Genomic DNA, 22,879 nt, shown 5'->3' with positions numbered 1-22,879 from the left:
AATATTGACCATGAAACAAGCCGTCATCAGCGGAACCGGCCTCTTTACTCCAGCGAACTCGATCAGCAATGAAGAGCTGGTCACCGCCTTCAACGCCTACGCCGAACTGTTCAACGCGGAAAACGCCGCCGCCATCGCAGCCGGCACCGTGACTGCACTGGAGCCATCCAGCGCAGCCTTCATTGAAAAGGCGTCCGGCATCAAGTCGCGCTACGTGATGGAAAAGACCGGCATCCTGGACCCGAAACGCATGACCCCGCGCATTCCCGAGCGCAGCAACGAAGAACTGTCGCTGCAGGCCGAGATCTGCGTGGCAGCTGCACGCCAGGCGCTGGACCGCGCCGGCCGCAGCCCGGCGGACATTGACATGGTGCTGGTGGCTTGCTCCAACATGCAGCGCGCCTACCCTGCCATGGCAGTGGAAGTGCAGCAGGCGCTGGGCATCGACGGCTTCGGCTTCGACATGAACGTGGCTTGCTCCTCGGCCACCTTCGGCATCCAGACTGCGGTTGGCGCGGTGCAGAGTGGCCAGGCGCGCGCGGTACTGATCCTGAATCCGGAAATCACCTCCGGTCACCTGGACTACCGCGACCGCGACAGCCACTTTATTTTCGGCGACGCCTGCACTGCGATCATCGTGGAAGCCAAGGAAAGCGCCGTATCCAAACACCAGTGGGACATCCTGGACACCAAGCTGAAGACCAGCTTCTCCAACAACATCCGCAACAACTTCGGCTTCATGAACCGCTTCGACGAAAGCGGCATCGGCGCGCCGGACAAGCTGTTCAAGCAGCAAGGCCGCAAGGTATTCAAGGACGTGTGCCCGATGGCAGCGCAAATGATCAAGGAATCGATCGACCGCGCCGGCCTGAAGGTTGAGCAGATGAGCCGCTTCTGGCTGCACCAAGCCAACCTGAGCATGAACCAGCTGATCTCCCGCACCATCCTCGGCCGCGACGCCGAGCCGCTGGAAGCGCCGGTGATCCTGGACACCTACGCCAACACCTCGTCGGCCGGCTCCATCATCGCCTTCCACAAGCACCAGGACGACCTGCCGTCCGGCTCCTACGGCGTGATCTGCAGCTTCGGCGCCGGCTACTCCATCGGCTCCGTCGTCGTACGTAAAGCCTAAGATAAAAGTCGGGGTCAGGTCTGGCAATCCGCCACTTTTTTCGCATCGCGAAAAGAGTGGCGGATTGCCAGACCTGACCCCGACTTTCATGCAGTTATACTCCTTGCGAAAGGAGGCCCTGCATGCCGCATGACATCAGCCTGATTACTACTATCGCCGCCGCCCTTGGCTTCGGTCTCGTCTTCGGCTTTATCGCCACCCGCCTCAAACTTCCCGCCCTGGTCGGCTATCTCGCAGCCGGCATCCTGATCGGTCCTGCTACCCCTGGCTTTGTCGCTGACAGCGCGCTCGCTGGCCAGCTGGCTGAAATCGGTGTGATGCTGATGATGTTCGGCGTCGGCCTGCATTTCTCGCTCGATGATTTGTGGGAGGTGCGCAAGGTGGCGCTGCCCGGTGCGATCCTGCAGATCGCGGCGGCGACCGGCATGGGCATGGCACTGGCGCATTTCTGGGGCTGGAGCCTGGGCGGTGGCTTGGTGTTCGGTCTGGCGCTGTCGGTGGCCAGCACGGTGGTGCTGCTGCGGGCGCTGGAGGAGCGCGGCACGCTGGATTCGTTCAACGGCCGCATTGCTGTCGGCTGGCTGGTGGTTGAGGACCTGGTGACGGTCCTCGTGCTGGTCCTGCTGCCCGCGCTGGCAGGCGCCTTGGGCGGCAATGCCGGCGATGCTGCCGGCCATGGCCATGGCGCGGCCGAGGGCGGCGTGCTCAAGGCGCTGGCTGTCACGCTGGGCCAGGTGGCGCTGTTCGTCGGCTTCATGCTGCTGGTGGGCCGCAAGCTGTTCCCGTGGATCTTGTGGCAGGTGGCGCGCACCAATTCGCGCGAGCTGTTCACCCTGTGCGTGATCGCTGCGGCAGTGGGCATCGCTTATGCGGCTACCGTACTTTTCGGCATCTCCTTCGCGCTGGGCGCGTTCTTCGCCGGCATGGTGCTGCGCGAATCCGAGCTGAGCCATCGCGCCGCGCATGAATCGCTGCCATTGCGCGATGCGTTCGCGGTGCTGTTCTTCGTTTCGGTCGGCATGCTGTTCGAGCCGTTGATCCTGGTTGAACAGCCGCTGCGCGTTCTTGCTGTGGTGGGCATTATCCTGTTCGGCAAGTCGATTGCGGCCTTCGCGCTCGTGGTGCTGCTGCGCTATCCAGCCAGCACGGCGCTGATGGTGTCGGCCAGCCTGGCGCAGATCGGCGAGTTTTCCTTCATCCTGGCGGCGCTGGGCATCTCGCTTGGGCTGCTGCCGCATGAAGGCCAAAGCCTGATCTTGGCCGGCGCTATCCTGTCGATCGCCTTGAACCCCCTGATGTTCCTGCTCGCTGGCCCGCTGGAGCGCATGCTGGGCAAGAACAAGGTACTGGCGGCGCAATATGCGCGCACCGCCGATCCGCTGGCAGAGTTGCCGATGACGACCGCGCAATCCAAGCTGGAAGGCCAGGTGGTGCTGGTCGGTTATGGCCGCGTGGGCAGGAATATTGCTGAAGAGCTGGCGGCTCAGGGCATCCATTACGTGGTGGCGGAGCAGAATCGCGAGCTGGTCGACCAGCTGCGCCAGCAAGGCATCGCCGCCGTGGCGGGTAATGCTGGCGAACCTGCGGTATTGATCCAGGCCCATATCCACAAGGCGCGCATGCTGGTGGTGGCGACGCCGGATACCTTCCACGTGCGCGCCATGATCGAAACGGCGCGCGCGCTGAATCCGGATATCAAGATCGCGGTGCGCACGCACAGCGAAGAGGAGGCTGCCCTGCTGCGCAGCGAGCGCGCCGGCGTCATCTTCATCGGCGAGCAGGAGCTGGCCAAGTCGATGGCGGCGCACGTCGCCGGCGAAATCGGCAGGACGCACGCCTAGCGCGCCTACAGTCGCGCTGCCAACTCCGCGCCTTCCTTGATGGCGCGCTTGGCGTCGAGTTCTGCTGCCAGGGCGGCGCCGCCGATCTTGTGGAAGCGCGGGGCGCCTGCCGCAGCTGCCTCGCCTTCCGGCGGCATCAGTTCAGTCAGGCTTTCCTGGCCGGCGCAGATCACCACGTTATCCACTGCCAGCAAGCGTTCTTCTTCGCCAACCTGGATGTGCAGGCCATGGTCGTCGATCCGCTTGTACTGCACGCCGGGGATCATCACCACGCCATTGCGCGCCAGTACCGCGCGGTGCACCCAGCCCGACGTCTTGCCAAGGCCGGCGCCGAGCTTGCTGGTCTTGCGCTGCAGCAGGTAGAGCTGGCGCACCGGCTCCGCCGCCTTTGCCGGCACCAGGCCGCCTCCCGTCTTGGCGTGCAGGTCGACGCCCCATTCGGCAGTCCAATGCTCCTTTGCCAGGGGCAGCGCATGCTCAGGGTTATGCAACAGGTATTCGCCGACGTCGAAGCCGATGCCGCCCGCGCCAATGATGGCCACGCGCTTGCCGACCGGCTTTTTGTCGCGCAGTACGTCGAGATAGGACAGCACTTTCGGATGGTCGATGCCGTCGATCTTCGGCTTGCGCACACGGATGCCGGTGGCGACGATCACGTCGTCATAGCCGCCCGCCAGCAGTTCTTCGCGCGTGACGCGGTGATTGAGCTGCAGCTTGACGCCGGTCAGCTCGATCTTGCGGCCGAAGTAGCGCAGGGTTTCGTTGAATTCTTCCTTGCCCGGGATCTGCCGGGCGATATTGAACTGGCCGCCAATGCGGTCGCCCGAGTCGAACAAGGTGACGTCGTGGCCGCATTCCGCCGCCACCGTCGCAGCCGACAAGCCGGCAGGACCGGCGCCGACCACCGCTACCTTGCGGCGAGCCGCAGCGGGCTTGTACACTAGCTCCGTCTCATGGCAGGCGCGCGGGTTCACCAGGCAGCTGGCGCGCTTGTTCTGGAAAGTGTGGTCAAGGCAGGCCTGGTTGCATCCAATGCAAGTATTGATTTCGTCGGCGCGGCCGGCAGCGGCCTTGTTAACGAACTCAGCATCAGCCAGGAAGGGGCGCGCCATCGACACCATGTCTGCATCGCCGCGGCGGATGATGTCCTCGGCCTCCGCCGGCATGTTGATACGGTTCGAGGCGACCACGGGAATGGTCACCTCCTTGCGCAGGCGGCCCGCCACTTCGGCGAAGGCGGCGCGCGGCACCGAGGTGACGATGGTCGGCACGCGCGCCTCATGCCAGCCGATGCCGGTGTTGAGGATGGTGGCGCCGGCCTGCTGCAAGGCCTTGGCGACAGCCACCACCTCTTCCCAGGTATTGCCGCCGTCCACCAGGTCCAGCAGCGAGTGCCGGTACATGATGATGAAGTCGCGGCCGACCGCATCGCGCATGCGGCGCACGATTTCCACCGGCAGGCGCATGCGGTTCTCGATGCTGCCGCCCCAGCGGTCGGTGCGCAGGTTGGTGCGGGCACAGAGGAACTGGTTCAGCAGGTAGCCTTCGCTGCCCATCACCTCGACGCCGTCATAGCCGGCCTTCTGCGCCAGCCTGGCGGCGCGCACGTAGGCATTGATGGTCGATTCGATGCCGCTTTCGGTCAGCGCCTTCGGCTTGAAGGGCGAGATCGGCGATTTCTTGTCGGAGGCGGACACGGCGAACGGCTGGTAGCCATAGCGCCCTGCGTGCAGGATCTGCATCAGGATCTTGCCGCCCTCTTCGTGCACGGCACGGGTCAGCTTGCGGTGGTTGAACACGTCGCCGATGAAGTTCATGGTGCCGCCAAAGGGCAGCAGCCAGCCCTGGCGGTTCGGCGAGATGCCGCCGGTCACGATCATCCCTACCCCGCCCCTGGCGCGCTCGCGGTAGAAGGCGGCCAGCTTGTCATAATTGAAGAAGCGATCCTCCAGCCCCGTGTGCATGGAACCCATGATGACGCGGTTGCGCAAGGTGGTAAAACCCAGGTCGAGGGGCGAGAGGAGATGCGGGAAATTCGTGGTCATAGGGGTAAGGCGGGAGTTCAGTGCGCTGTCTAACGATGGAAGCGCGCGGCGCTTGTATTCTGCCACCAGTTCCCTTACGCTGGTAGCATGAAGCGACTGTTATTAGTACTGTTCCTCGGTTTTACCGCGCCCGCGTTCGGCGCGGGCCAGGCGGCCCGGTTGGAGATTCCCAAGCTGGAAGTGTCCGTCAACCGGGTGAAGGCAGACGCGCAACAGCTCTATGAAGTGAACGCCAGCGGCACCGTTCATGCATCCCTGCCAACAGTCTGGCGCACCCTCACGACCTACGACCGCATGGAAGAATTCGTGCCCGACATGGCGTCGTGCCGGGTGCTTTCCCGGAATGGTAACGAAGTCATCATTGAGCAATTTGGCACGGCGCGCTTCCTGTTCATGTCGCGCTCCATCCATCTTGTCGTGCGTGCAACGGAGCAGCCGATGTCGTCGATCGACATCGCCCTGGTTTCGGGGGACATGAAACACTACGAGGCGCGCTGGGAACTGATTCCCATTCCGGAAACCGGCGGCACCCGCGTGGTGTATAGCGGGCGCCTGATGCCGAACTTCTACGTGCCGGGCCTGCTGGGCACCAACATCATCCGCGGCGATATCGAACGCATGATGAATGCGGTGCTGGCCCACCTGGAACGCCAACCGGCGCTGCCGAAACAGTCCGAACTGGCACGCGGCCTGGGCGGAGTGCCCAGCGTTCCTTAAAGCGGCGGCTTAGGCCGTGTAGTGGTCGCGGTCGCGCACTTCCGCAAAATTCTCAAGGCTGCCGATGCGGATCACCACCGGGTTCATGGTGGATGCGGTCTGCATGGAGCGCCAGGCAAACTGCCATTCTTTCTCGACCGCATCTTCACGCGTCTTGGTGAAGGCAGCGCCCAGCGCGGCGCGGCCACCGTATTCGATGGCGCCATCGATGCCGGCCCAATTCGGCAAGGTGCGCTGCACGGCGCGATGAATGCGCTCACCGAATTCCTCGGTGTTGTGGATCACCAGGCAGCTGTCGGCGCCGAAATGGTCGAACAAGTCGCGGTTCCAGGCTTGCGAAAAGCTCAGGGTCAGGAAGCTGCCCACAGGGCGCAGCACGAACTGGCCATCCTTCAGGGCTTGTTCGAGTTCGCTGCGCGGGCCGTAGCGGTGCAGCGTAGGTGGGCGTTTGTAATCGTGCATGATGATTCTTAGTTTGGATTTCTTTCGATGTGCCGCACGTGGCGGTGGGCACGCATGAATGTCGAGGCGATGAAGATTTCGCGCAGCAGGTAGCCGAAGTTGCCGATCAGGCAAATCATCGCGGCGATGAACAGGCCGGCAATGTACTTGTCCAGCGCGACGTTGGTAGCGTCGCCAACGAACAGCAGAGCCACCACCAGGCAGACGAACAGGCCGCAGGCCGTGCACAGCGCAATCGCAACATTGATCAGGTGAGAGCGGCGGTACAGGATATCGAGCTCGTTGATATACGTGTCGTTATAGGCCACGTCGAGGCGCTCTTCCAGCACGCGCGAGCGGTCGATGATGCGCGCCAGGCGGTTCAGCAGCACCAGGAGATTGGTGCAGACTGTGGACAGCATGAAAACCGGGGCAATCGCAAGCTGGATGATGTGGGCGATGTCGCCAAGCTGCAGATTCATTATGCGAAGCGTCCTTGCTGACGGAATTGTTCGGTAGCGTTGACCAGGGCGCGGCTGATGCCCTGCTCCATGGCGCCGTGGCCGGCGTCCGGAATCATCTTCATCACGGCATTGGCGCCCCAGGCCTGCTGCAGGCGCAAGGCCGATACCGGCGGGCAGATCACGTCATAGCGGCCCTGGACGATCACCGCCGGCAGGTGGGCGATACGCGGCACATTGGCCAGCAACTGGCCGTCGGAGAAGAAGCCCAGGTTGGCCATGTAGTGCGATTCCATGCGGCCGACGCCCAGGTCGAGGGTGTCCGATGGCGGTTCCTCCGGCTGCGGCAGGAGGAAGACGCGGCGGCCTTCGAACTTGCTCCACGCGCGCACGGCGGGCCAGTGCACGTCCGGGTTCGGGTCCATGATGCGCTTGACGTAGGCTTGCAGCAGGTTGCCCCGCTCTTGGGCCGGGATGGAGGCGACGAATTCGTCGTAAACCTCGGGATGGAACCATTCCGAGCCTTGCAGGAACCAGTCGATTTCCTTTTGCGTGCAGAGGAAGATGCCGCGCAGGACGAAGCCCAGGCAACGCTCCGGGTGGGCCTGGCCGTAAGCCAGCGCCAGCGTCGAGCCCCAGGAGCCGCCGAATACCAGCCATTTATCGATGCCGAACAGGGCGCGCAGGCGCTCGATGTCCTCAATCAGGAGCTGGGTGGTGTTGTTGCGCACCTCGCCCAACGGGGTCGATTTGCCGGCGCCGCGCTGGTCAAACAGGATGACCCGGTAGTGGTCCGGGTTGAAGAAGCGGCGGTGCTGCGGCGACATGCCTGCGCCAGGGCCGCCGTGGAAGAAGACGACCGGAATGCCGTTCGGGTTGCCCACCTCTTCCCAATAAATTGTATGGATGTCATCGACAGCCAGCATGCCGCTATTGCGGGGCTGGATTGGCGGGAACAGGTGTGGGAAGGCGTCGGGCATGTCTATCCTCTGTGCGTGAAGCCAAGATTGTAACCGCTCAGAAGAAGGTATTGATGGCTTGAAGAACGTTGTACGTGTCATCCACAAGCAGCATCAGCGGCCATTTGTCGAAGGTGGTGCAGGGGTGGGAGATGCCGCAGCCCACCAGGTCGCCCACCTGCAGGCCCCCTTCGACGCCCTCCGGCCAGCGCAGGTAGGCGTGCTGGTCGTTCATCTTGTCGATCACGGCGCCCTCCGGCAGCGCCAGCGCGCCCGCGCCCGGCCGATGCGCGGCGATTGGCCGCGGCAGGCCCAGGTCGTGCGAGGCATCGCGCTTGCCCATGGACAGGATGGCCAGGTTCGGCTCGGGGAGCGACAGTACCGTGGTCCAGACTTCCAGCGCCGGCCGCAGGCCCTCCCCTGCCGCCTTGCCCTCGCGGCTGGCCAGTTCACTGGTCAAACCACCGTAGTAGCCGTGGTCATTGGTCAGGTAGCATCCGCTGCGCAGGATCGGCAGGACTTTCTTGCCTTGCACGGCCAGCCCGGCAAACTCGCGCGCCACGCGGTCGAAATAGGCCGAGCCGCCGGCAGAGATAATCACCTGCTCGCCGCCGAACAGGCCTTCCGCCGCCGCGGCCCTCAGCATTTCCGCCATGCGCTGCAGGAAGCCGTTGACCAGCTCCACATCGGCATCGCGGTTGTCGGTCACGACCAGGCCTTCATAGCCCTCGATGCCGGCCAGTTGCAGTCCGGGTGCAGCGGCGATGGCACGCGCTACCGCCATCACTTCCTCCGGATCGCGGCATCCGGCGCGCCTGCCCTTCATGCCCAGTTCAACCAGCAACGGCAAGGGCCGCGCGAGCCCTAAGGCCTGCACGGCACGCGCCAGGCGCTCGACGCCTTGCTGCGAATCGACCAGTGCGAAGAACTCGAAGGAATGGTCCTCCTGCATCAGGTGCAGTACCGCGCGGATATCGGCCGGCGCCACCAGTTCATTGGCGAGGATCACGCGCCGCACGCCAAAACGCGCCGCGATCTGCACCTGCGGGATAGTGGCCAGCGTGATTCCCCAGGCGCCGTTCTCGATTTGCGCCGCGAACAGATGCGGGCTCATGGTGGTCTTGCCGTGCGGCGCCAACAGCACCCCATGGCGCTCGCAGAAGCCGCGCATCCAGGCCAGGTTGTGCTGCAGTGCAGAAGCCTTCAGTACCGCCACCGGCAGGCTCGTGTCCGCCGCCAGCACGTTCCAATGCTGGGCGCCGATCATGTGCTGACGCAGCGGCTCCACGATAGGCAGGCCTTTCACGCCAGGCTGCAGGATTTGTTCATCGAGTTCGGGCAGCGCGTACATAAGTCATCCAATCATCGTCAGCCGGCCGCTGGCTCGGCAGTATTAAACGCCAACTGTGCGGCAAAGGCTCGCTTGTAGGCGGGGCGCGCTTCGCCACGGGCCACATATGCGGCCAGTCGGGGGAATTCACTGAGGATACCCGATGGCTTGAGCCTGAGCAGCACCGACACCATGACCAGGTCGCCCGCGCTGAAATCGCCATCCAGCCATTGTGCATCACCCAGGCGCGCGGAGAGCTGGCCAAGCCGAACGCGGATACGATCCATGATCAGGGGCAGGCGCTCTTTGCTCCACGGCTTGTCACCCTCCTGGAATTTGGCGATAACGATTTCCAGGATCGGCGGCTCAACCGTGTTGAGTGCCGCAAACATCCATGTGATCGCACGCGCCCGGGCATTGGCATCCTCCGGCAACAGGCCCGGATAGTGCGAAGCGATATGGAAAATGATCGCGCCCGACTCGAACAACGTCAGGTCGCCTTCCTCATAGGTCGGAATCTGGCCGAACGGATGCAGGGCAAGGTGCTTAGGCTCCTTCATCGCGGCGAAGGAAACCGGCCGTACCTCGTAAGCCTGGCCTGTTTCTTCGAGCGCCCAGCGGACGCGCGTATCGCGTGCCAGGCCCATGCCGCCATCGGGCGAACGTTCGAATGCAGTAATGGTTTTGTTCATCGGAGTCTCCTGGTAATCGAGGCGAAAATGCCCTTTCAGGAATGACGACGAATCACCAGCGGTGAAATCGACATAAGCCGTTGATCTTACGGCTGGTTCTGAAGCATTGCAGCAAACTGGGCAGGCGTCCACTTTTTCCTATCTGATACCTGTCCGTCACCCAGTTCTATCAACCTCAATTGGCCAGACGCATCAAGGACAGTATCAACGGAAAAGAAGGGGCTCGAAACACGTTCGGCCACTTCCGCAACGAGTGCAGGAACATTTCCGTCCCTTGAGAACGCTTTCCGGTTGAGTACGAAGTATCGTTCTTCGGTTTCGGGACGGAGCTCCTCAAACTTGCGAATACATATCCCGCCCTCCACCGAGCCCCTGTATTGCGCAATCAGGGAAACCACTTCCGCGATCCCTTCAGGCGTTTGTGCGACCGACCCACGCTGCGTGGTGAGTGACTTGACGTAATCCTTGACGAAATAAGCTGGCCAATTCTTGCCACTGACAAGACTCACAAAGTCGGCGCTTCTTTCCGCCACGATGGTTTCGGGCGTCCACGCTTCACAAACGGGATACCACTCTGGCAAATAATGACACCGGCGGTATTCCTCGGCACTGGTCTTCATTTGCGCCCCACTCGCGGCAACGCCTTCAGCCAGTCGAGCATACGACTCGGGCGTCATCATCCATCCTCGATAAACGACCTTCACGCCAGCCGGGAGCACCGGCCTGGCGCGGAACCGATCGCTCTCAAAGTCTTCAAACGAGAACAGGGAGTAAGCAAGGCCCGCCTTAATGACGGCAGCAAACTCTTCCGCGTACTCTTCGTCCACGGCTGATTTATTGAATGGATCAGAAGGGTATAACAAATACATTCGGGGCTTTCCAGTTATGGCAGGAGGAGCAGGTTTTTCAGTTGCTTTGCAACGGACTCCCTGGCCTTACCTGTTTTGAATATGGTTGGAATGTACAGCATGAAGCAACCCCAACGATACCGCGACCGATTCCTGTCCTTGGACAGCAAGTACTGCAACACTTCGCTGGCGGATTCGCGGTGAAACGCCCAGAGCACATGGTTGCGGTAGGTGATCGAAAAATAGGCGTCTGTGGGCCAGCTCAACACATGCTTGCGCCGCAGATGGCAGGAACCACATCGAATCGAGCCAACCGGCCAGCCGCTACGATTTTTGAGAAACCGCGAATGCTCCCAGTCGTCCGCGGAATAGCCATCAGGGAGTTCGTGAAGTGCCTTCTCGGGACGACCATGAAGTCCCTGGTAATAGAGTGCCGCATGCCACTTATGGCCGCATGAGTCCTGGAACTGCTGGTACTCGAACAAGCTGCTCTTCTGAAAAAATTCCACATCCGATTTCAGCTTGATGCAAACAACTTCGGCAAACTCGAATTCTGCGCGCTGCTTGCACGCTGGACAAACAATATCCAGATGGTGCGGGATCGGTCTCCATTCGTACGGCCTTGTCATCTTTGACAAGGGCTGAGAAATTGCGCGAGAACGTTTTGCCAGAGCACCTGCGGAGGAATGCCTGCATAGCCGGACTCCTGCGCATCATTACACTCGATCACGATCCAACGCCCATTTGCGGTTTTTGCGAAATCTACTACGAGGAATGGCACATCAAGGCGCGCGGCGGCTTGCCTGGCGACCTCTAGCCCGGCATCAACATCGGCGCAATGATACGGAGCGACCTGGTACCAGTACCGCCCCCAACCGACACACTTGCCATGCCACCAGAATGATCGATACTCCATCGACGGCTTAACCTTACCTGGGACACTGCCCTCCACCGGCATAAGTGGGACAAACTCTCGAATTACCGGCTTCTGCCAGTGCAGGATCGGATCGTTACGATACTTCTCCGAAACCAATGCATAGTGCTCACGGCTTTGAATGACAGACAGATCAGGATTATGCTTGCTCGTTTGCCTGGAGCCCTTCATGAAGACTGGCCACTGGAAATCTTGTTCGATTTCTTCCACGTGCGGCAATGCATCAAAGACCTGGGTTCGCGGCGTGAGCCCTTCCAGGTAGGGATACCAGTGTTCAAGTTCACTGGCGCGGGAGTGCTCGTCCGGGGAGTTCACGAGGCGTAGCCCCATGTCCAGCTTCTCCCTGAATTCGGCTGCGTAATCGTCGATAGGGCCGATCCTCAGGATGCACAGCGACTCGCCCTCGACCCGATATGGATGATCGCATGCAAAGTGCAAGTCGAAGTTGAAGTCGTATGCGGATACGCCCACCACGTCGCTAACAACGAAAAGCTTTTTCTCAATACGCGCAACGTTCACCCTGCTCAATGCATAACCCATTCTATGCGCAATGTTGTGGTCATGAGGCTAATATGTCGCCCACATCAACTGAGCGGGACGTCGCCTCAACCATTCCGGACTGGGCACGGTTGCCAAGTCCTCATAAACCTTAGGTGGGAATCCTCGCCTTGCCCTTCTTGTTGTGCAAGGCCCAGGCATTCTTCCAGTGATTTCGTTCGGATGTGCCCGAGCGAGAGTCCGTTTGAAGTGCGATACAAACTCACTCTCGGAATCATCATACAGACCAGAGAAGAGGAAATACTTTCCAGCTTCCAGCGACTTACCATCGAGAACCAATACCCTCGCCCAGATCAAGTAGACCTGGGGATCGTAGATCCTTAGTGCTCCCGGAAGTCTCCTGCGAAGTACTTCGATTTTTCCGGCCTCCCACAGTTCGATGGATGCGACTCGCCAGTATGCGGCTCGGCCGACGAAAATTCTCGGGCTTGATGCGCTTTCGAAAGCATTGCCAATAGCCTCGACTAGTGGCCATTGGAAATCAAAGAAGAAGAAGTATCCTCCAATGACCCAGCATTCGCCGGAAGGAAGCCACTCTTTATGCAAGCCGATCCACCACTCCCGTAGCTGACGCTTGGCTATAATCATCTCATCGCTGCGAAGTGCTTCAATGATACTTCTAGCGGTCGGCCTAACTTTCGTATTCCCTGACGAACTTGGCGTTTCAAACGGCGCCGCAGCCGAGGCCACAGGGCCTTCCCGGCTCTTTCTGCGATCGAAGACTTCAATCAGCTTTTTCAGTATTCTCATTGCGTTGAGCCCCCCCGACATTTCTTAAAGGCGATAGTCCCCAGCGCCAGTCCTATGCTGGGGTCAAGCAGCAAGAATGCTGCAGAGATCGCGAAGCCATACGGCTCATTCGACATGGCACTTGCGATAGCGCCGGCAATGCCACACAGAAATGGCGGGGCAAAGGAGAAGTTACCTTCGTGCCTTGTGACGATATATGCAATGAGGGACAGCCAATTCAACGCGATAATCGCGGCAACTGTCCACATCACGACAATGCTCAATGCCATAAACCGAGGATCAGTCCGAAAACGAGGAACTGCGCAGTGTGGTAACCACCGTCGATCAGTAGCAGCTTGACGCTGCGGTTGGCGAACTGGTAGTTGATGCCGAAGCTGGCTGCCACCATGCCGAAGCCAGCCAGCAAGGCGTGCTTGATGGCATAGTCGAGCGTTGGCGCCGGGCCGACCCAGCGTGCAAACGCGAACGCCGCGAGAAGGGAAAAGACAAATGCCACGCCGAATACGCGTACCGGATGGCCGTCCGGTTTGACGCCGCCGTTCTCGTCATTCCACATCTTGCCGAACACGGCCGGCGAATACCACAGGCCGCCCAACATGAAACTCGATACCGCGGCCAGCAGCGCGGCGAAAATATTCATGCCCATCATATGCATCGTTGTCCCCCAGCAAATTATTGTTGAGAATGAACGATATGTGAGCCGGGCAGCGTGCGTCAATCACTTGTTGTTGCAATGCGCCGAAAGCATTTCTCCCATCTTGCCGCTGGCGGCTTGGCGGTCATCGGCCCAGGTCAGGGCGGATTCGGTGCCGCCGGGTTCTTCGCGGCGCAGGAAGCTGACGTAGGTGGAGCCTTTCTTGCCGGTGACGTGCATCAGGCGGACTTCACAACTGCGGCCGGTGGCGGCGGCCTTGGCGGTGCTCAGCACGTCGACCTTGATGATGGGACCGATGTGCGCTACCAGCGGCGCGCGCTGGTTCAGGATGTCGAGCAGCTTGTCTTGCGGGATGTCGCGGTTGCAGGCCACAAGCAGCAGCACGGGCAGCATTTTTTTCATGGCGCCTCCAAAAGAACAAACGCCGACCGGCGCGGAGGCCGGACGGCGTTTGGGTGTTGCGTTGCTCTTTGCTTCGATCAGGACATGTGCTGGCCGCCGTTGATCGCGATATTAGCGCCGGTGACGAAGGCCGCTTCTTCCGATGCCAGGTAGGCCACCAGGCCGGCTACTTCTTCCGGCTTGCCCAGGCGCGCCATCGGGATCTGCGGGATGATCTTCGAATCCAGCACGTCTTTCGGGATCTCCATCACCATCTTGGTGCCGATATAGCCTGGCGAGATGGTGTTGACGGTCACGCCCTTGCGTGCCACTTCCAGCGCCAGCGCCTTGGTGAAGCCATGCACGCCAGCCTTGGCCGCCGAGTAGTTGGTCTGGCCGAATGCACCCTTCTGGCCGTTCACCGAGGAGATGTTGATGATGCGGCCCCAGCCACGGTCCACCATGCCATCCGCTACCGGCTTGGTCATGTTGAACACGGAGTCCAGGTTGGTCTTCATCACGGCGTCCCAATTGACCTTGTCCATCTTCTTGAAGGTCATGTCGCGGGTGATACCGGCGTTATTCACCAGCACGTCAACCGGGCCGATGTCGCGTTCGACTGCTGCGATGCAGGTTTGCGCCGAATCGTAGTCCGACACATCGCAAGGATAGGCCGTGAAGTTATAGCCCTGGTCCTTCATCGTGGCCAGCCACGACTCGTGCGTCTTATTGCTCGGGGAATACGTGGTTACCACTTTGTAGCCCAGTGCGACCATCTTGATGCAGATCGCTTCGCCCAGACCACCCATGCCGCCTGTTACCAATGCAACTCGTGCCATTTAATGTTCCCCTATTTATTTAAACGAAAGCTCATTCCCTCTCAACTGCCAGTGCTACGCCCATGCCGCCGCCGATGCATAGCGAGGCCAGGCCCTTCTTGGCGTCACGGCGAACCATTTCATGCAGCAGGGTCACCAGGATGCGGGCGCCGGATGCGCCGATCGGGTGGCCGATCGCAATCGCGCCGCCGTTGACGTTGATCTTGCTGGTGTCCCAGCCCATTTCCTTGTTCACGGCGCAGGCTTGCGCGGCGAACGCTTCGTTGATCTCCAACAGGTCCAGGTCCTGTGGCGACCAGCCGGCCTTCTTCAGGCACAGTTGCGAAGCGGTGACCGGGCCCATGCCCATATAAGCCGGGTCGAGGCCGGACGAGGCGTAAGCCTTGATGCAGGCCAGCGGAGTCAGGCCCAGTTCCTTGGCCTGCCTGGCGGACATCATCATCACCGCTGCGGCGCCGTCGTTGATGCCGGAAGCATTGCCGGCGGTGACGGAGCCTGCCTTGTCGAAGGCTGGGCGCAGGCCGGACAGCGCTTCCAGGGTCGAACCTGGCTTCACGTATTCGTCCTGATCGAAGAAGATGCTGCCTTTCTTCTGCACGATTTCCAGCGGCAGGATCTCGTCCTTGAACTTGCCGGCCTTTTGCGCGGCTTCCGCTTTCAGCTGTGACTGCAGCGCGAATTCATCTTGCTGGCTGCGCGAGATATCGTATTTCTTGGCGACGTTCTCGGCGGTGATGCCCATGTGGTACTGGTTGTACACGTCCCACAGGCCATCGACGATCATGGTGTCGACCATCTTGGCGTCGCCCATGCGGAAGCCGTCGCGCGAGCCGTTCAGCACGTGCGGCGAGGCGCTCATGTTTTCCTGGCCGCCGGCGATGATGATGTTGGCGTCGCCGCACTTGATAGCTTGCGCTGCCAAGTGGGTGGCCTTGAGGCCGCTGCCGCACACCTTATTGATGGTATAGCCCGGAATGGCGCTTGGCAGGCCGGACTTGATTACGGCCTGGCGCGCAGGATTCTGGCCAACGCCAGCGGTCAGCACCTGGCCCATGATCACTTCGCTGACCAGGTTAGGGTCGATGCCGGTCTGGGCCAACAGGCCCTTGATGACATGGGCGCCCAGCTCTGCTGCCGGGGTCTTGGCCAGGGAACCGCCGAACTTGCCAACGGCGGTACGGCCTGCTGCAACAATTACTACATCATCCATTCTGCTTCTCCGGGAGTGGTATGAAAATCATTCAATGCATTCTAGCTAAGTGCCATGCGTGCGGCCAGCTATGGCCTACCGGAACAGGGGCTTATTCAAAGCCACTTCTGTTGCCTCGCGTCCATAAGCCTGCGCACGGTCGATGGCGTGCTTGCCCTGGTCGGTTGCCATTTGCAGCAAGTCTTGTGGATGCTGGATGGCCAGGAATTCGTTAGAGGCTGCGGTCATGGCAGCAAGAGAAGCCAATGTGGTATCACGATGCCAGTCACAGATGCTAGCGAAGCTGGCGAGTTGCGCGTCAAAAGCCGCTTGTGCGGCGCGGGAAAATTCGTCGTTGAACGCGTACATGCCCATGCTCCTTCAGTTGATCTGTGGCTGAGATACCGCAAGACTTCTCATGTTAGTACGCGATTCCAGACAATTGTTTGATAAACATCAAGGCCGCTTTCATTTTGCATAAAACCCTACGCGATGTCACGACAATAACTTGATACCGTCCAAGGTGGCCGCGCATTGCTCGCGTATCACATTGACGAAGTCGGCCACGTAAGCCTTGTGCTGCAAGGCCGGAGGCACCGAGACGAACAGGTCGCTCCACAAGCCGGTCTCGCCGATCGGACGGGCGATGACGTAGTCGTAGTCGACGTAATTCTTGGTCGCCCAGTTCGGCAATGCGGCCACGCCGCGCCGGCTTGCAACCAGTTGCAGAATCATGACCGTGAGTTCGGCGGTGCGGCGCTGGAACTCAATGCCGGCTGGACGCAGCACTTCGCGGATCAGGTCGATGCGCGTTTCGGGCACCGGGTAGGTGATCAGGGTTTCGCCTGCAAAGTCTGGCGCCGACAGGCGGCGTTGCGTGGCGAGGCGGTGCTTTTGCGCCATCACGGCCAGGATTTCGAAGCGGAACAGCGGGAAGGTTGAGTACTCGGCGCTGTAGTCCGAACCGATCACGAGGTCAGCTGTACCGCTGCGCAGCAGGTCGGCCGGTTCGCTGTGGAAGCCGGACACCAGGTCGATTTCCACCTCTGGCCAGCGGGTGCGGAAAGCATCCATCACCGGCATCAGCCAGTCGAAACAGGTATGGCATTCAAGTGCGACCCGCAACTGGCCGGTGTCGCCCTGCGACAGGCGCAGCACGTCGCGCTCGGCGCGCTCGACTTCCGGCAGCAGGGTATCGGCCAGTTTCAGCAGACGTTCGCCGGTCGCGGTGAAGCCGATCGGTATCGATTTACGCTCAAATAGCGGCGTACCGTAGCGATCCTCCAGCAACTTGATCTGGTGCGACAAAGCCGACTGCGTCAGGTTGAGCAGTTGTGCCGCCTTGACCAGGCTACCGGAGGAACGGAGCGCAGACAGCGTGCGCAGGTGACGAATCTCAAGCATGTATGAAAAGTTTTCAAGTGGATGCATAAAAAGTTTCGTTTTTATTATATGCCGTCATGCCGCAAACTGTACTTCACCAATATTTCTTAAGCATGACAAAAATGAAACTCGTTCAAACACATATTCCTGGCTTTCCACGCATCGGCGCAGCGCGCGAACTGAAATTTGCGCTGGAGCGCTTCTGGCGCGGTGAATCGTCCGAGGCCGCGCTGCAGCAAACTGCGAGCAATCTCCGTGCCCGGCACTGGGAAACCCAGCGCCAGCATGGCCTGGACTTCGTGACGGTAGGCGACTTTGCTTTCTACGACCATGTGGCCAACCATATCCAACTGTTCGGCTGCGAGCCGTCGCGCTTCGGTTTCAGCGGCGACGAGACGCCGCTGGCGCGCTATTTCGCCATGGCGCGTGGCGACAGTGCACACGCATCGTGCGGCTGTGGCCACAATGGTGCAGCGCTGGAAATGACCAAATGGTTCGACACCAACTACCACTATCTGGTGCCGGAATTCAGCGAATCCACTTCCTTCGACCTGTACAGCAAGCGCCTGCTGGACGAAGTCAGCGAAGCCCGCGTCGCCGGGCATCGCGTCAAGGCCGTCCTGCTCGGCCCACTGACCTTCCTCTGGCTTGGCAAGGAACGCGACGCAGCGCCAGGCTTCAGCCGCCTCGACCTGCTCGATCGCCTGCTGCCACAATACAGCCGCTTGCTGATGCAGTTGCGCGTTGCCGGCGCCGACTGGGTGCAACTCGATGAGCCGATCCTCGGTCTCGACCTGCCCAACGCTTGGCGTAATGCCTTCGAACCAGCGTACTGGCTGCTCAACCAGGCGGGCGCCCAACTGATTGTCGCTACCTATTTCTCGCCGCTGGAGGAAAACGTCAGCCTGGCCTGCCGCCTGCCCGTCGCAGGCCTGCATGTGGATGCGGTACGCGCCGCCAGCGAGCTGACCAGCGTGGCCGACTGGCTGCCGGCGCACAAGGTGCTGTCGATCGGCGTGATCGATGGCCGCAACATCTGGCGCACCGATCTCGATGCAACCATGGCCACGCTGATGCCTGTCCTATCCAAGCGCAGTGGCCCGGTGTGGCTGTCGACCTCGTGCTCGCTGCTGCATGTGCCGTACAGCCTGGCGGCGGAACCTGCGCTGGACGACGAGTTGCGCTCGTGGCTGGCCTTCGCCGAAGAAAAGCTGGCGGAGCTTGCGCTGCTTAAAGCGGCATTGTCTGCCGATGAGCGAGTGTCGGGGCAGGTTGCTCGAGGATTTGCCGAAGCGCGTGCAGCATTGGAATGCCGCCGCGCCAGCACCCGTGTGCACAACACCGATGTGTCAGCACGCATGGCAGGCCTGGCGTCGGACGATGCCGCTGCGCGCCGCAACTCGTCATTCGCGCAGCGCCAGCATTTGCAACGCGAGCGCCTGCAGTTGCCGGCATTCCCGACCACGACCATCGGTTCCTTTCCGCAGACACCGGAAATCCGTATTGCCCGCGCCGCCTTCAAGCGCGGCGAATTGTCCGCGCCGGACTACCAACAGGCGATGCGCGCCGAGATCGCGCATGCCGTCCGCACGCAGGAAGAACTTGGCCTGGACGTGCTGGTGCATGGCGAAGCCGAGCGCAACGACATGGTCGAATACTTCGGCGAACAGCTCGACGGATTTGCGTTCACGGCGAACGGCTGGGTGCAATCCTACGGCTCGCGCTGCGTGAAGCCGCCGGTCATCTTCGGCGACGTACAGCGCCCGCAAGCGATGACGGTTGGCTGGACGAAGTACGCGCAAAGCCTGACCCGCAAGCCGATGAAAGGCATGCTCACCGGGCCGGTGACGATCCTTCAATGGTCTTTCGTGCGCGACGACCAGCCGCGCGCCGATACCGCGCTGCAAATCGCTGCCGCCATCCGGGACGAAGTGCGCGACCTGGAAAACGCCGGCATCGCCATCATCCAGATCGACGAGCCAGCCTTGCGCGAAGGCCTGCCGCTGCGTCGCAACCGCTGGGATGCTTACCTCGCCTGGGCCACGAAAGCTTTCCGCATCAGCGCCGCGGTGGCTGCCGACGCGACGCAAATCCACACCCATATGTGCTACGCCGAGTTCAACGACATCCTGCCGGCGATTGCCGCGCTCGACGCGGATGTGATCACGATCGAATCGAGCCGCTCCGCGATGGAGCTGCTGGGCGGCTTTGCCAGCTTCCGCTATCCGAACGAGATTGGTCCCGGCGTGTACGATATCCATTCGCCGCGCGTTCCCGGCAGTGAAGAAATGGCCGAGCTGTTGCGCAAGGCTGCGAAAGTCGTCCCGCCAGCCCAGCTCTGGGTCAACCCGGACTGCGGCCTCAAGACCCGCGCCTGGCCAGAGACGTCCGCCGCCCTGCAAAATATGGTTGTCGCTGCCCAGCAACTCCGCGCGGAAATCCAGCTTTCATAACTTTGTACACGCAAATTTCTCGTTTGCGCCGAAGCCAAGGCCGTCATAGTATGTGTATAAGAACCTCCGCGAGTACACATCATGCGCACCAATATCGAGATAGACGACAAATTGATGGACGACGCGTTGCGACTAACCGGGGCCGCTACCAAGCGTGAAGCGGTCGAAATGGGACTTCGGACGTTGTTGCGGCTAAAGCAACAGGAGGAAATCCGGCGCTTCAAGGGTAAATTGCAGTGGGAAGGCGATCTGGACGCAATGAGGGTCGATAAATGATCCTGGTCGATTCCAGCGTCTGGATCGACTATTTCCGCGGCAATGCGACGCCTCAAGTCGAACGGCTTGATCGATTGCTGGGCAACGAGCCCATTGCTATCGGCGACTTGATCTTGACGGAAGTGCTGCAGGGCTTCCGTCGCCAGCGCGACTTCAATCAGGCCAGAAAGTTGCTTTTGACACTAGAGACGATCGACATCGGTGGTGTCGAGATTGCAATCCAGGCAGCCAGGAACTTCAGGCAATTGCAATCCCTTGGAGTCACCATCCGGAAAACTGTGGACACCTTGATCGCGACGCGTTGCATCGAATCGCGCCATGCACTGCTCTACAGTGACAGGGATTTCGACCCGTTCGTCGTTCATCTAGGCCTGCAGCCCGCATAAACACTGGGCTCCCCTCCCCAAGCAAGCTTAAGCAAAGTACAATGCACCCAGCCTGGGCCATGCCCGTTACTCTGCGATTGTTATGCCGAAAAGCAAGCTTCAAAAGCCTATCGAAATCAAGATTTCCACCGTTGTCGCCGTGTCCGCCATCATGTACACGAGCGACCTTGTCGCCCTCGACGCCGCCATGCATGAGATGACTGGCGGCGTTTCCGATTTCTTCGAGGGGGACCTGGCGGTCATCGACGTCGGCGACCTGGCGCCGGGCTGCGAACGCATTGACTGGGCGGCAACAATCGCCCTTCTGAAAAAATACCGCCTGAACCCGGTTGCCGTACGCAACGCCAAGCCGGACATGGTGGAAGAAATCCAGCAACACGGCCTGCAACTGGACAGCGGCAAGCGCGAAGAGGCGCCGGTCCCTGCTCCGAAGCCAGCGCCAGCTCCGGCCCCTGCGCCGGCCCCGGCTCCCACGCCGGCGGCACCAGCATTCAGCGGTACCATGATCATCGACACCCCGGTCCGGGCCGGCCAGCGCATTTATGCGCGCGGCGGCGACCTGATCGTGATGGCCGTCGTCAACAACGGCGCCGAGATCATCGCGGATGGCAGTATTCACGTTTACAACACTTTGAACGGCCGTGCCCTGGCTGGCGCTTCCGGCGACGCCTCGGCCCGTATTTTCGCTATGTCGATGAGCCCGGAACTGGTCTCGATCGCAGGTGTTTACCGTACTTTTGAGGATGGTTTCCCGACCGAAAACGCACGCAAACCGGTACAAATCCGGCTAAAGGGCGAGAGTCTGGATATACAATCTGTCAATTCCGCAAAATAACAGAACAGTAAAGGATTCTTTGTGGCACGAATTATTGTAGTTACGTCCGGCAAGGGCGGTGTCGGCAAAACGACTTCCAGCGCCAGCTTCTCCACCGGCCTCGCCATGCGTGGCCACAAAACCGTCGTCATCGACTTTGACGTCGGCCTGCGCAACCTGGACCTGATCATGGGTTGCGAACGACGCGTTGTGTATGACCTGATCAACGTGGTGCACAAGGAAGCCACCCTGAACCAGGCTCTGATCAAGGACAAGCACTGCGAAAACCTGTACATCCTGCCGGCGTCCCAGACCCGCGACAAGGATGCCCTGACCGAAGACGGCGTGGAAGCCGTGCTGGCCGAGCTGATCAAGATGGACTTCGAGTTCATCGTCTGCGACTCGCCAGCCGGTATCGAACACGGCGCCCTGATGGCGCTGACCTTCGCCGACGAGGCCCTGATCGTGACCAACCCGGAAGTGTCGTCGGTGCGTGACTCCGACCGCATCCTGGGCATCATCCAGGCCAAGTCGCGCCGCGCGCTGTCCGGCGGCGAACCGGTCAAGGAACACCTGCTGATCACCCGTTACTCGCCGAAGCGCGTAGAAGCGGGCGAGATGCTGTCGTTTGAAGACGTGCAAGAGATCCTGCGCATTCCTTTGATCGGCATCATCCCTGAGTCGGAGCAAGTGCTGCATGCTTCCAACCAGGGTAACCCGGCAATCCACTTCAAGGGAACCGATGTGGCCGAAGCCTACACCGACGTGGTGTCGCGCTTCCTGGGCGAAGAAGTTGAGCTGAAGTTTACCGACTATGAAAAGCCTGGTTTCCTGAAGCGTATCTTTGGAGCTAAATAATGGCCCTGCTTTCTTTCCTGTTCCAGAACAAGCCCAAGACTGCGGTTGCGGCAAAGGAGCGCTTGCAGATCATTATTGCTCGCGAGCGTAATGGCCGCGCCGGGCCGGATTTCATGCCGGCACTGCACAAAGAGCTGGTTGATGTGATTTCGAAGTACACCAAAGTGTCGGCGGACGATATCAAGATCTCGCTGGATCGCCAGGGCAACCTGGAAGTGCTTGATGTGAATGTGGTGCTGCCGGACGCCTAAACCGGTAAACCAGTGTCAGACCCGCAGGGTCTGACACTTGCCCGCGACGGCCGGTTTATCGGTTTTCCGCCCCTGCCAGCACCAGCCTGGCCACCCTGGCGCAAGCATCCACATGCTGGTAGCCAATCTGCCGGAAGGCAAAGAAACCAATAGTAGCTGACGCAATTTGACCAGCAATAGGCACCAGTTTGCCCGCCTGTTTGGCCGCAATCTTGCCCGCGCTGCGCTTCAACACCGTCGCAACCAGCTCGCGCGTGACAACTTTCCCCACCAGCATCCCGCCCAGGCTGATGACAGCCTCGTAAGCGATCAGCTTCAATTTCGGCTGCATGCGGTCGATCTGGGCCGGCGACAGGCCAAATTCGTGGTTGACATCGTCGATCAACTGGGTGAACAGGCGCAGATCCGACACCACGTCGATCCCCGGGATTGGTACTGCCGCCACGCCGGCCGAAACTGCTGCGCGGCGCCGCACTAGGCGCCTGCAACGCTCGCGCACCGCATCGATATCCGCTTCGCTGGAAGGCAACACAGTCCAGTCATTTTTCATGTTTCACCTCCAATCGACTTGCAAAAGCGCACCCTCTCCATTGTGCTGGCAGCCCAAGCAGTGTACCGTGTGATGAAGAACTGCCTCACACGGCACTCAATAGAATAGTGCTTTATAGCAATCTTTGATCAAATTG

Annotated in this window: 26 protein-coding genes; 9 read left to right on the top strand and 17 right to left on the bottom strand. The window is 60.6% G+C overall.

Annotated elements, in window-relative coordinates:
• Positions 1-10: 10 nt before the first annotated feature.
• Positions 11-1,132, top strand: coding sequence for a beta-ketoacyl-ACP synthase III (locus ACN9MW_RS02400; protein WP_426167213.1), 1,122 nt, complete (start codon positions 11-13; stop codon positions 1,130-1,132).
• A gap of 122 nt (positions 1,133-1,254) precedes the next feature.
• Complete coding sequence (gene ybaL, locus ACN9MW_RS02395) at positions 1,255-2,973, top strand: YbaL family putative K(+) efflux transporter (protein WP_426167211.1); 1,719 nt, start codon at positions 1,255-1,257, stop codon at positions 2,971-2,973.
• Positions 2,974-2,978: 5 nt separating this feature from the next.
• Here the strand turns inward: ybaL and ACN9MW_RS02390 are convergent, their stop codons facing one another.
• Positions 2,979-5,018: an FAD-dependent oxidoreductase gene (locus ACN9MW_RS02390; RefSeq protein WP_426167209.1), complete on the bottom strand. Its 2,040-nt coding sequence runs from the start codon at positions 5,016-5,018 to the stop codon at positions 2,979-2,981.
• A gap of 87 nt (positions 5,019-5,105) precedes the next feature.
• Here ACN9MW_RS02390 and ACN9MW_RS02385 point away from each other — a divergent pair, with 87 nt between their 5' ends.
• Complete coding sequence (locus tag ACN9MW_RS02385; RefSeq protein WP_082507173.1) at positions 5,106-5,735, top strand: SRPBCC family protein; 630 nt, start codon at positions 5,106-5,108, stop codon at positions 5,733-5,735.
• Between the two features lie 9 nt (positions 5,736-5,744).
• Here the strand turns inward: ACN9MW_RS02385 and ACN9MW_RS02380 are convergent, their stop codons facing one another.
• From ACN9MW_RS02380 to ACN9MW_RS02310, 15 genes are all read right to left on the bottom strand, one after another.
• Positions 5,745-6,197, bottom strand: coding sequence for a hypothetical protein (locus ACN9MW_RS02380; RefSeq protein ID WP_426167207.1), 453 nt, complete (start codon positions 6,195-6,197; stop codon positions 5,745-5,747).
• An 8-nt stretch (positions 6,198-6,205) separates the two neighbouring features.
• Positions 6,206-6,658 carry a DUF2721 domain-containing protein gene (locus tag ACN9MW_RS02375; protein ID WP_426167205.1) on the bottom strand — a complete coding sequence of 151 codons (453 nt, stop codon included), beginning with the start codon at positions 6,656-6,658 and terminating at the stop codon, positions 6,206-6,208.
• On the bottom strand, positions 6,658-7,617 hold the full coding sequence (gene pip / locus ACN9MW_RS02370; protein ID WP_426167203.1) for a prolyl aminopeptidase: 960 nt from the start codon (positions 7,615-7,617) through the stop codon (positions 6,658-6,660). Before pip ends, ACN9MW_RS02375 begins: the two co-directional genes overlap by 1 nt.
• A gap of 37 nt (positions 7,618-7,654) precedes the next feature.
• A complete protein-coding gene (locus tag ACN9MW_RS02365) occupies positions 7,655-8,947 on the bottom strand; it encodes an amino acid deaminase (RefSeq protein WP_426167201.1) in 1,293 nt (430 codons plus the stop codon).
• 17 nt (positions 8,948-8,964) lie between these two features.
• The gene (locus ACN9MW_RS02360; RefSeq protein WP_426167199.1) at positions 8,965-9,618 is read right to left on the bottom strand and encodes a glutathione S-transferase family protein; all 654 of its coding nucleotides are present in this window, start codon (positions 9,616-9,618) and stop codon (positions 8,965-8,967) included.
• Between the two features lie 86 nt (positions 9,619-9,704).
• Positions 9,705-10,487, bottom strand: a complete 783-nt coding sequence (locus ACN9MW_RS02355) for an ATP-grasp domain-containing protein (protein ID WP_426167197.1) — start codon at positions 10,485-10,487, stop codon at positions 9,705-9,707.
• Positions 10,488-10,501: 14 nt separating this feature from the next.
• Positions 10,502-10,951, bottom strand: coding sequence for a hypothetical protein (locus tag ACN9MW_RS02350; protein WP_426167195.1), 450 nt, complete (start codon positions 10,949-10,951; stop codon positions 10,502-10,504).
• A gap of 140 nt (positions 10,952-11,091) precedes the next feature.
• Positions 11,092-11,940 (bottom strand): ATP-grasp domain-containing protein, encoded by an 849-nt coding sequence (locus ACN9MW_RS02345; RefSeq protein WP_426167193.1) that lies wholly within the window; start codon positions 11,938-11,940, stop codon positions 11,092-11,094.
• Between the two features lie 27 nt (positions 11,941-11,967).
• Entirely contained in the window at positions 11,968-12,708 is a 741-nt protein-coding gene (locus tag ACN9MW_RS02340; RefSeq protein ID WP_426167191.1) for a hypothetical protein, read from the bottom strand.
• Positions 12,709-12,967: 259 nt separating this feature from the next.
• Positions 12,968-13,348 (bottom strand): DUF1761 domain-containing protein, encoded by a 381-nt coding sequence (locus tag ACN9MW_RS02335; RefSeq protein WP_426167189.1) that lies wholly within the window; start codon positions 13,346-13,348, stop codon positions 12,968-12,970.
• 78 nt (positions 13,349-13,426) lie between these two features.
• Positions 13,427-13,765: a hypothetical protein gene (locus ACN9MW_RS02330; RefSeq protein WP_426167187.1), complete on the bottom strand. Its 339-nt coding sequence runs from the start codon at positions 13,763-13,765 to the stop codon at positions 13,427-13,429.
• A gap of 77 nt (positions 13,766-13,842) precedes the next feature.
• A complete protein-coding gene (phbB, locus tag ACN9MW_RS02325; protein ID WP_426167185.1) occupies positions 13,843-14,583 on the bottom strand; it encodes an acetoacetyl-CoA reductase in 741 nt (246 codons plus the stop codon).
• Between the two features lie 31 nt (positions 14,584-14,614).
• The gene (locus ACN9MW_RS02320; protein WP_426167183.1) at positions 14,615-15,793 is read right to left on the bottom strand and encodes an acetyl-CoA C-acetyltransferase; all 1,179 of its coding nucleotides are present in this window, start codon (positions 15,791-15,793) and stop codon (positions 14,615-14,617) included.
• Between the two features lie 75 nt (positions 15,794-15,868).
• Positions 15,869-16,141 carry a hypothetical protein gene (locus ACN9MW_RS02315; RefSeq protein ID WP_426167181.1) on the bottom strand — a complete coding sequence of 91 codons (273 nt, stop codon included), beginning with the start codon at positions 16,139-16,141 and terminating at the stop codon, positions 15,869-15,871.
• Between the two features lie 126 nt (positions 16,142-16,267).
• Entirely contained in the window at positions 16,268-17,176 is a 909-nt protein-coding gene (locus ACN9MW_RS02310) for a LysR substrate-binding domain-containing protein (protein ID WP_426167179.1), read from the bottom strand.
• A 101-nt stretch (positions 17,177-17,277) separates the two neighbouring features.
• Between ACN9MW_RS02310 and metE the strand changes: the two genes are divergently transcribed.
• The 6 genes from metE to minE all read left to right on the top strand — a co-directional run bounded on the left by metE (position 17,278) and on the right by minE (position 22,193).
• Positions 17,278-19,608, top strand: coding sequence for a 5-methyltetrahydropteroyltriglutamate--homocysteine S-methyltransferase (gene metE, locus ACN9MW_RS02305; protein ID WP_426167177.1), 2,331 nt, complete (start codon positions 17,278-17,280; stop codon positions 19,606-19,608).
• 81 nt (positions 19,609-19,689) lie between these two features.
• Entirely contained in the window at positions 19,690-19,884 is a 195-nt protein-coding gene (locus ACN9MW_RS02300) for a type II toxin-antitoxin system VapB family antitoxin (protein ID WP_426167175.1), read from the top strand.
• On the top strand, positions 19,881-20,270 hold the full coding sequence (vapC, locus tag ACN9MW_RS02295; protein ID WP_426167173.1) for a type II toxin-antitoxin system VapC family toxin: 390 nt from the start codon (positions 19,881-19,883) through the stop codon (positions 20,268-20,270). Before ACN9MW_RS02300 ends, vapC begins: the two co-directional genes overlap by 4 nt.
• 82 nt (positions 20,271-20,352) lie before the next feature.
• On the top strand, positions 20,353-21,105 hold the full coding sequence (minC, locus tag ACN9MW_RS02290) for a septum site-determining protein MinC (protein WP_426167171.1): 753 nt from the start codon (positions 20,353-20,355) through the stop codon (positions 21,103-21,105).
• Positions 21,106-21,126: 21 nt separating this feature from the next.
• Positions 21,127-21,942, top strand: a complete 816-nt coding sequence (gene minD, locus ACN9MW_RS02285; protein WP_130316191.1) for a septum site-determining protein MinD — start codon at positions 21,127-21,129, stop codon at positions 21,940-21,942.
• Positions 21,942-22,193, top strand: coding sequence for a cell division topological specificity factor MinE (gene minE, locus ACN9MW_RS02280; RefSeq protein WP_130316192.1), 252 nt, complete (start codon positions 21,942-21,944; stop codon positions 22,191-22,193). Before minD ends, minE begins: the two co-directional genes overlap by 1 nt.
• Before the next feature lie 55 nt (positions 22,194-22,248).
• Here minE and ACN9MW_RS02275 read toward each other — a convergent pair whose 3' ends face one another.
• Positions 22,249-22,743: a hypothetical protein gene (locus ACN9MW_RS02275; RefSeq protein ID WP_426167168.1), complete on the bottom strand. Its 495-nt coding sequence runs from the start codon at positions 22,741-22,743 to the stop codon at positions 22,249-22,251.
• Between the last annotated feature and the right edge of the window lie 136 nt (positions 22,744-22,879).

Source organism: Pseudoduganella sp. R-34 (genome assembly GCF_049904655.1).
Lineage (GTDB): Bacteria > Pseudomonadota > Gammaproteobacteria > Burkholderiales > Burkholderiaceae_D > Rugamonas.
Note: the sequence above shows the minus strand (reverse complement) of the source record. Positions and strands in the feature narration are given on the sequence as shown.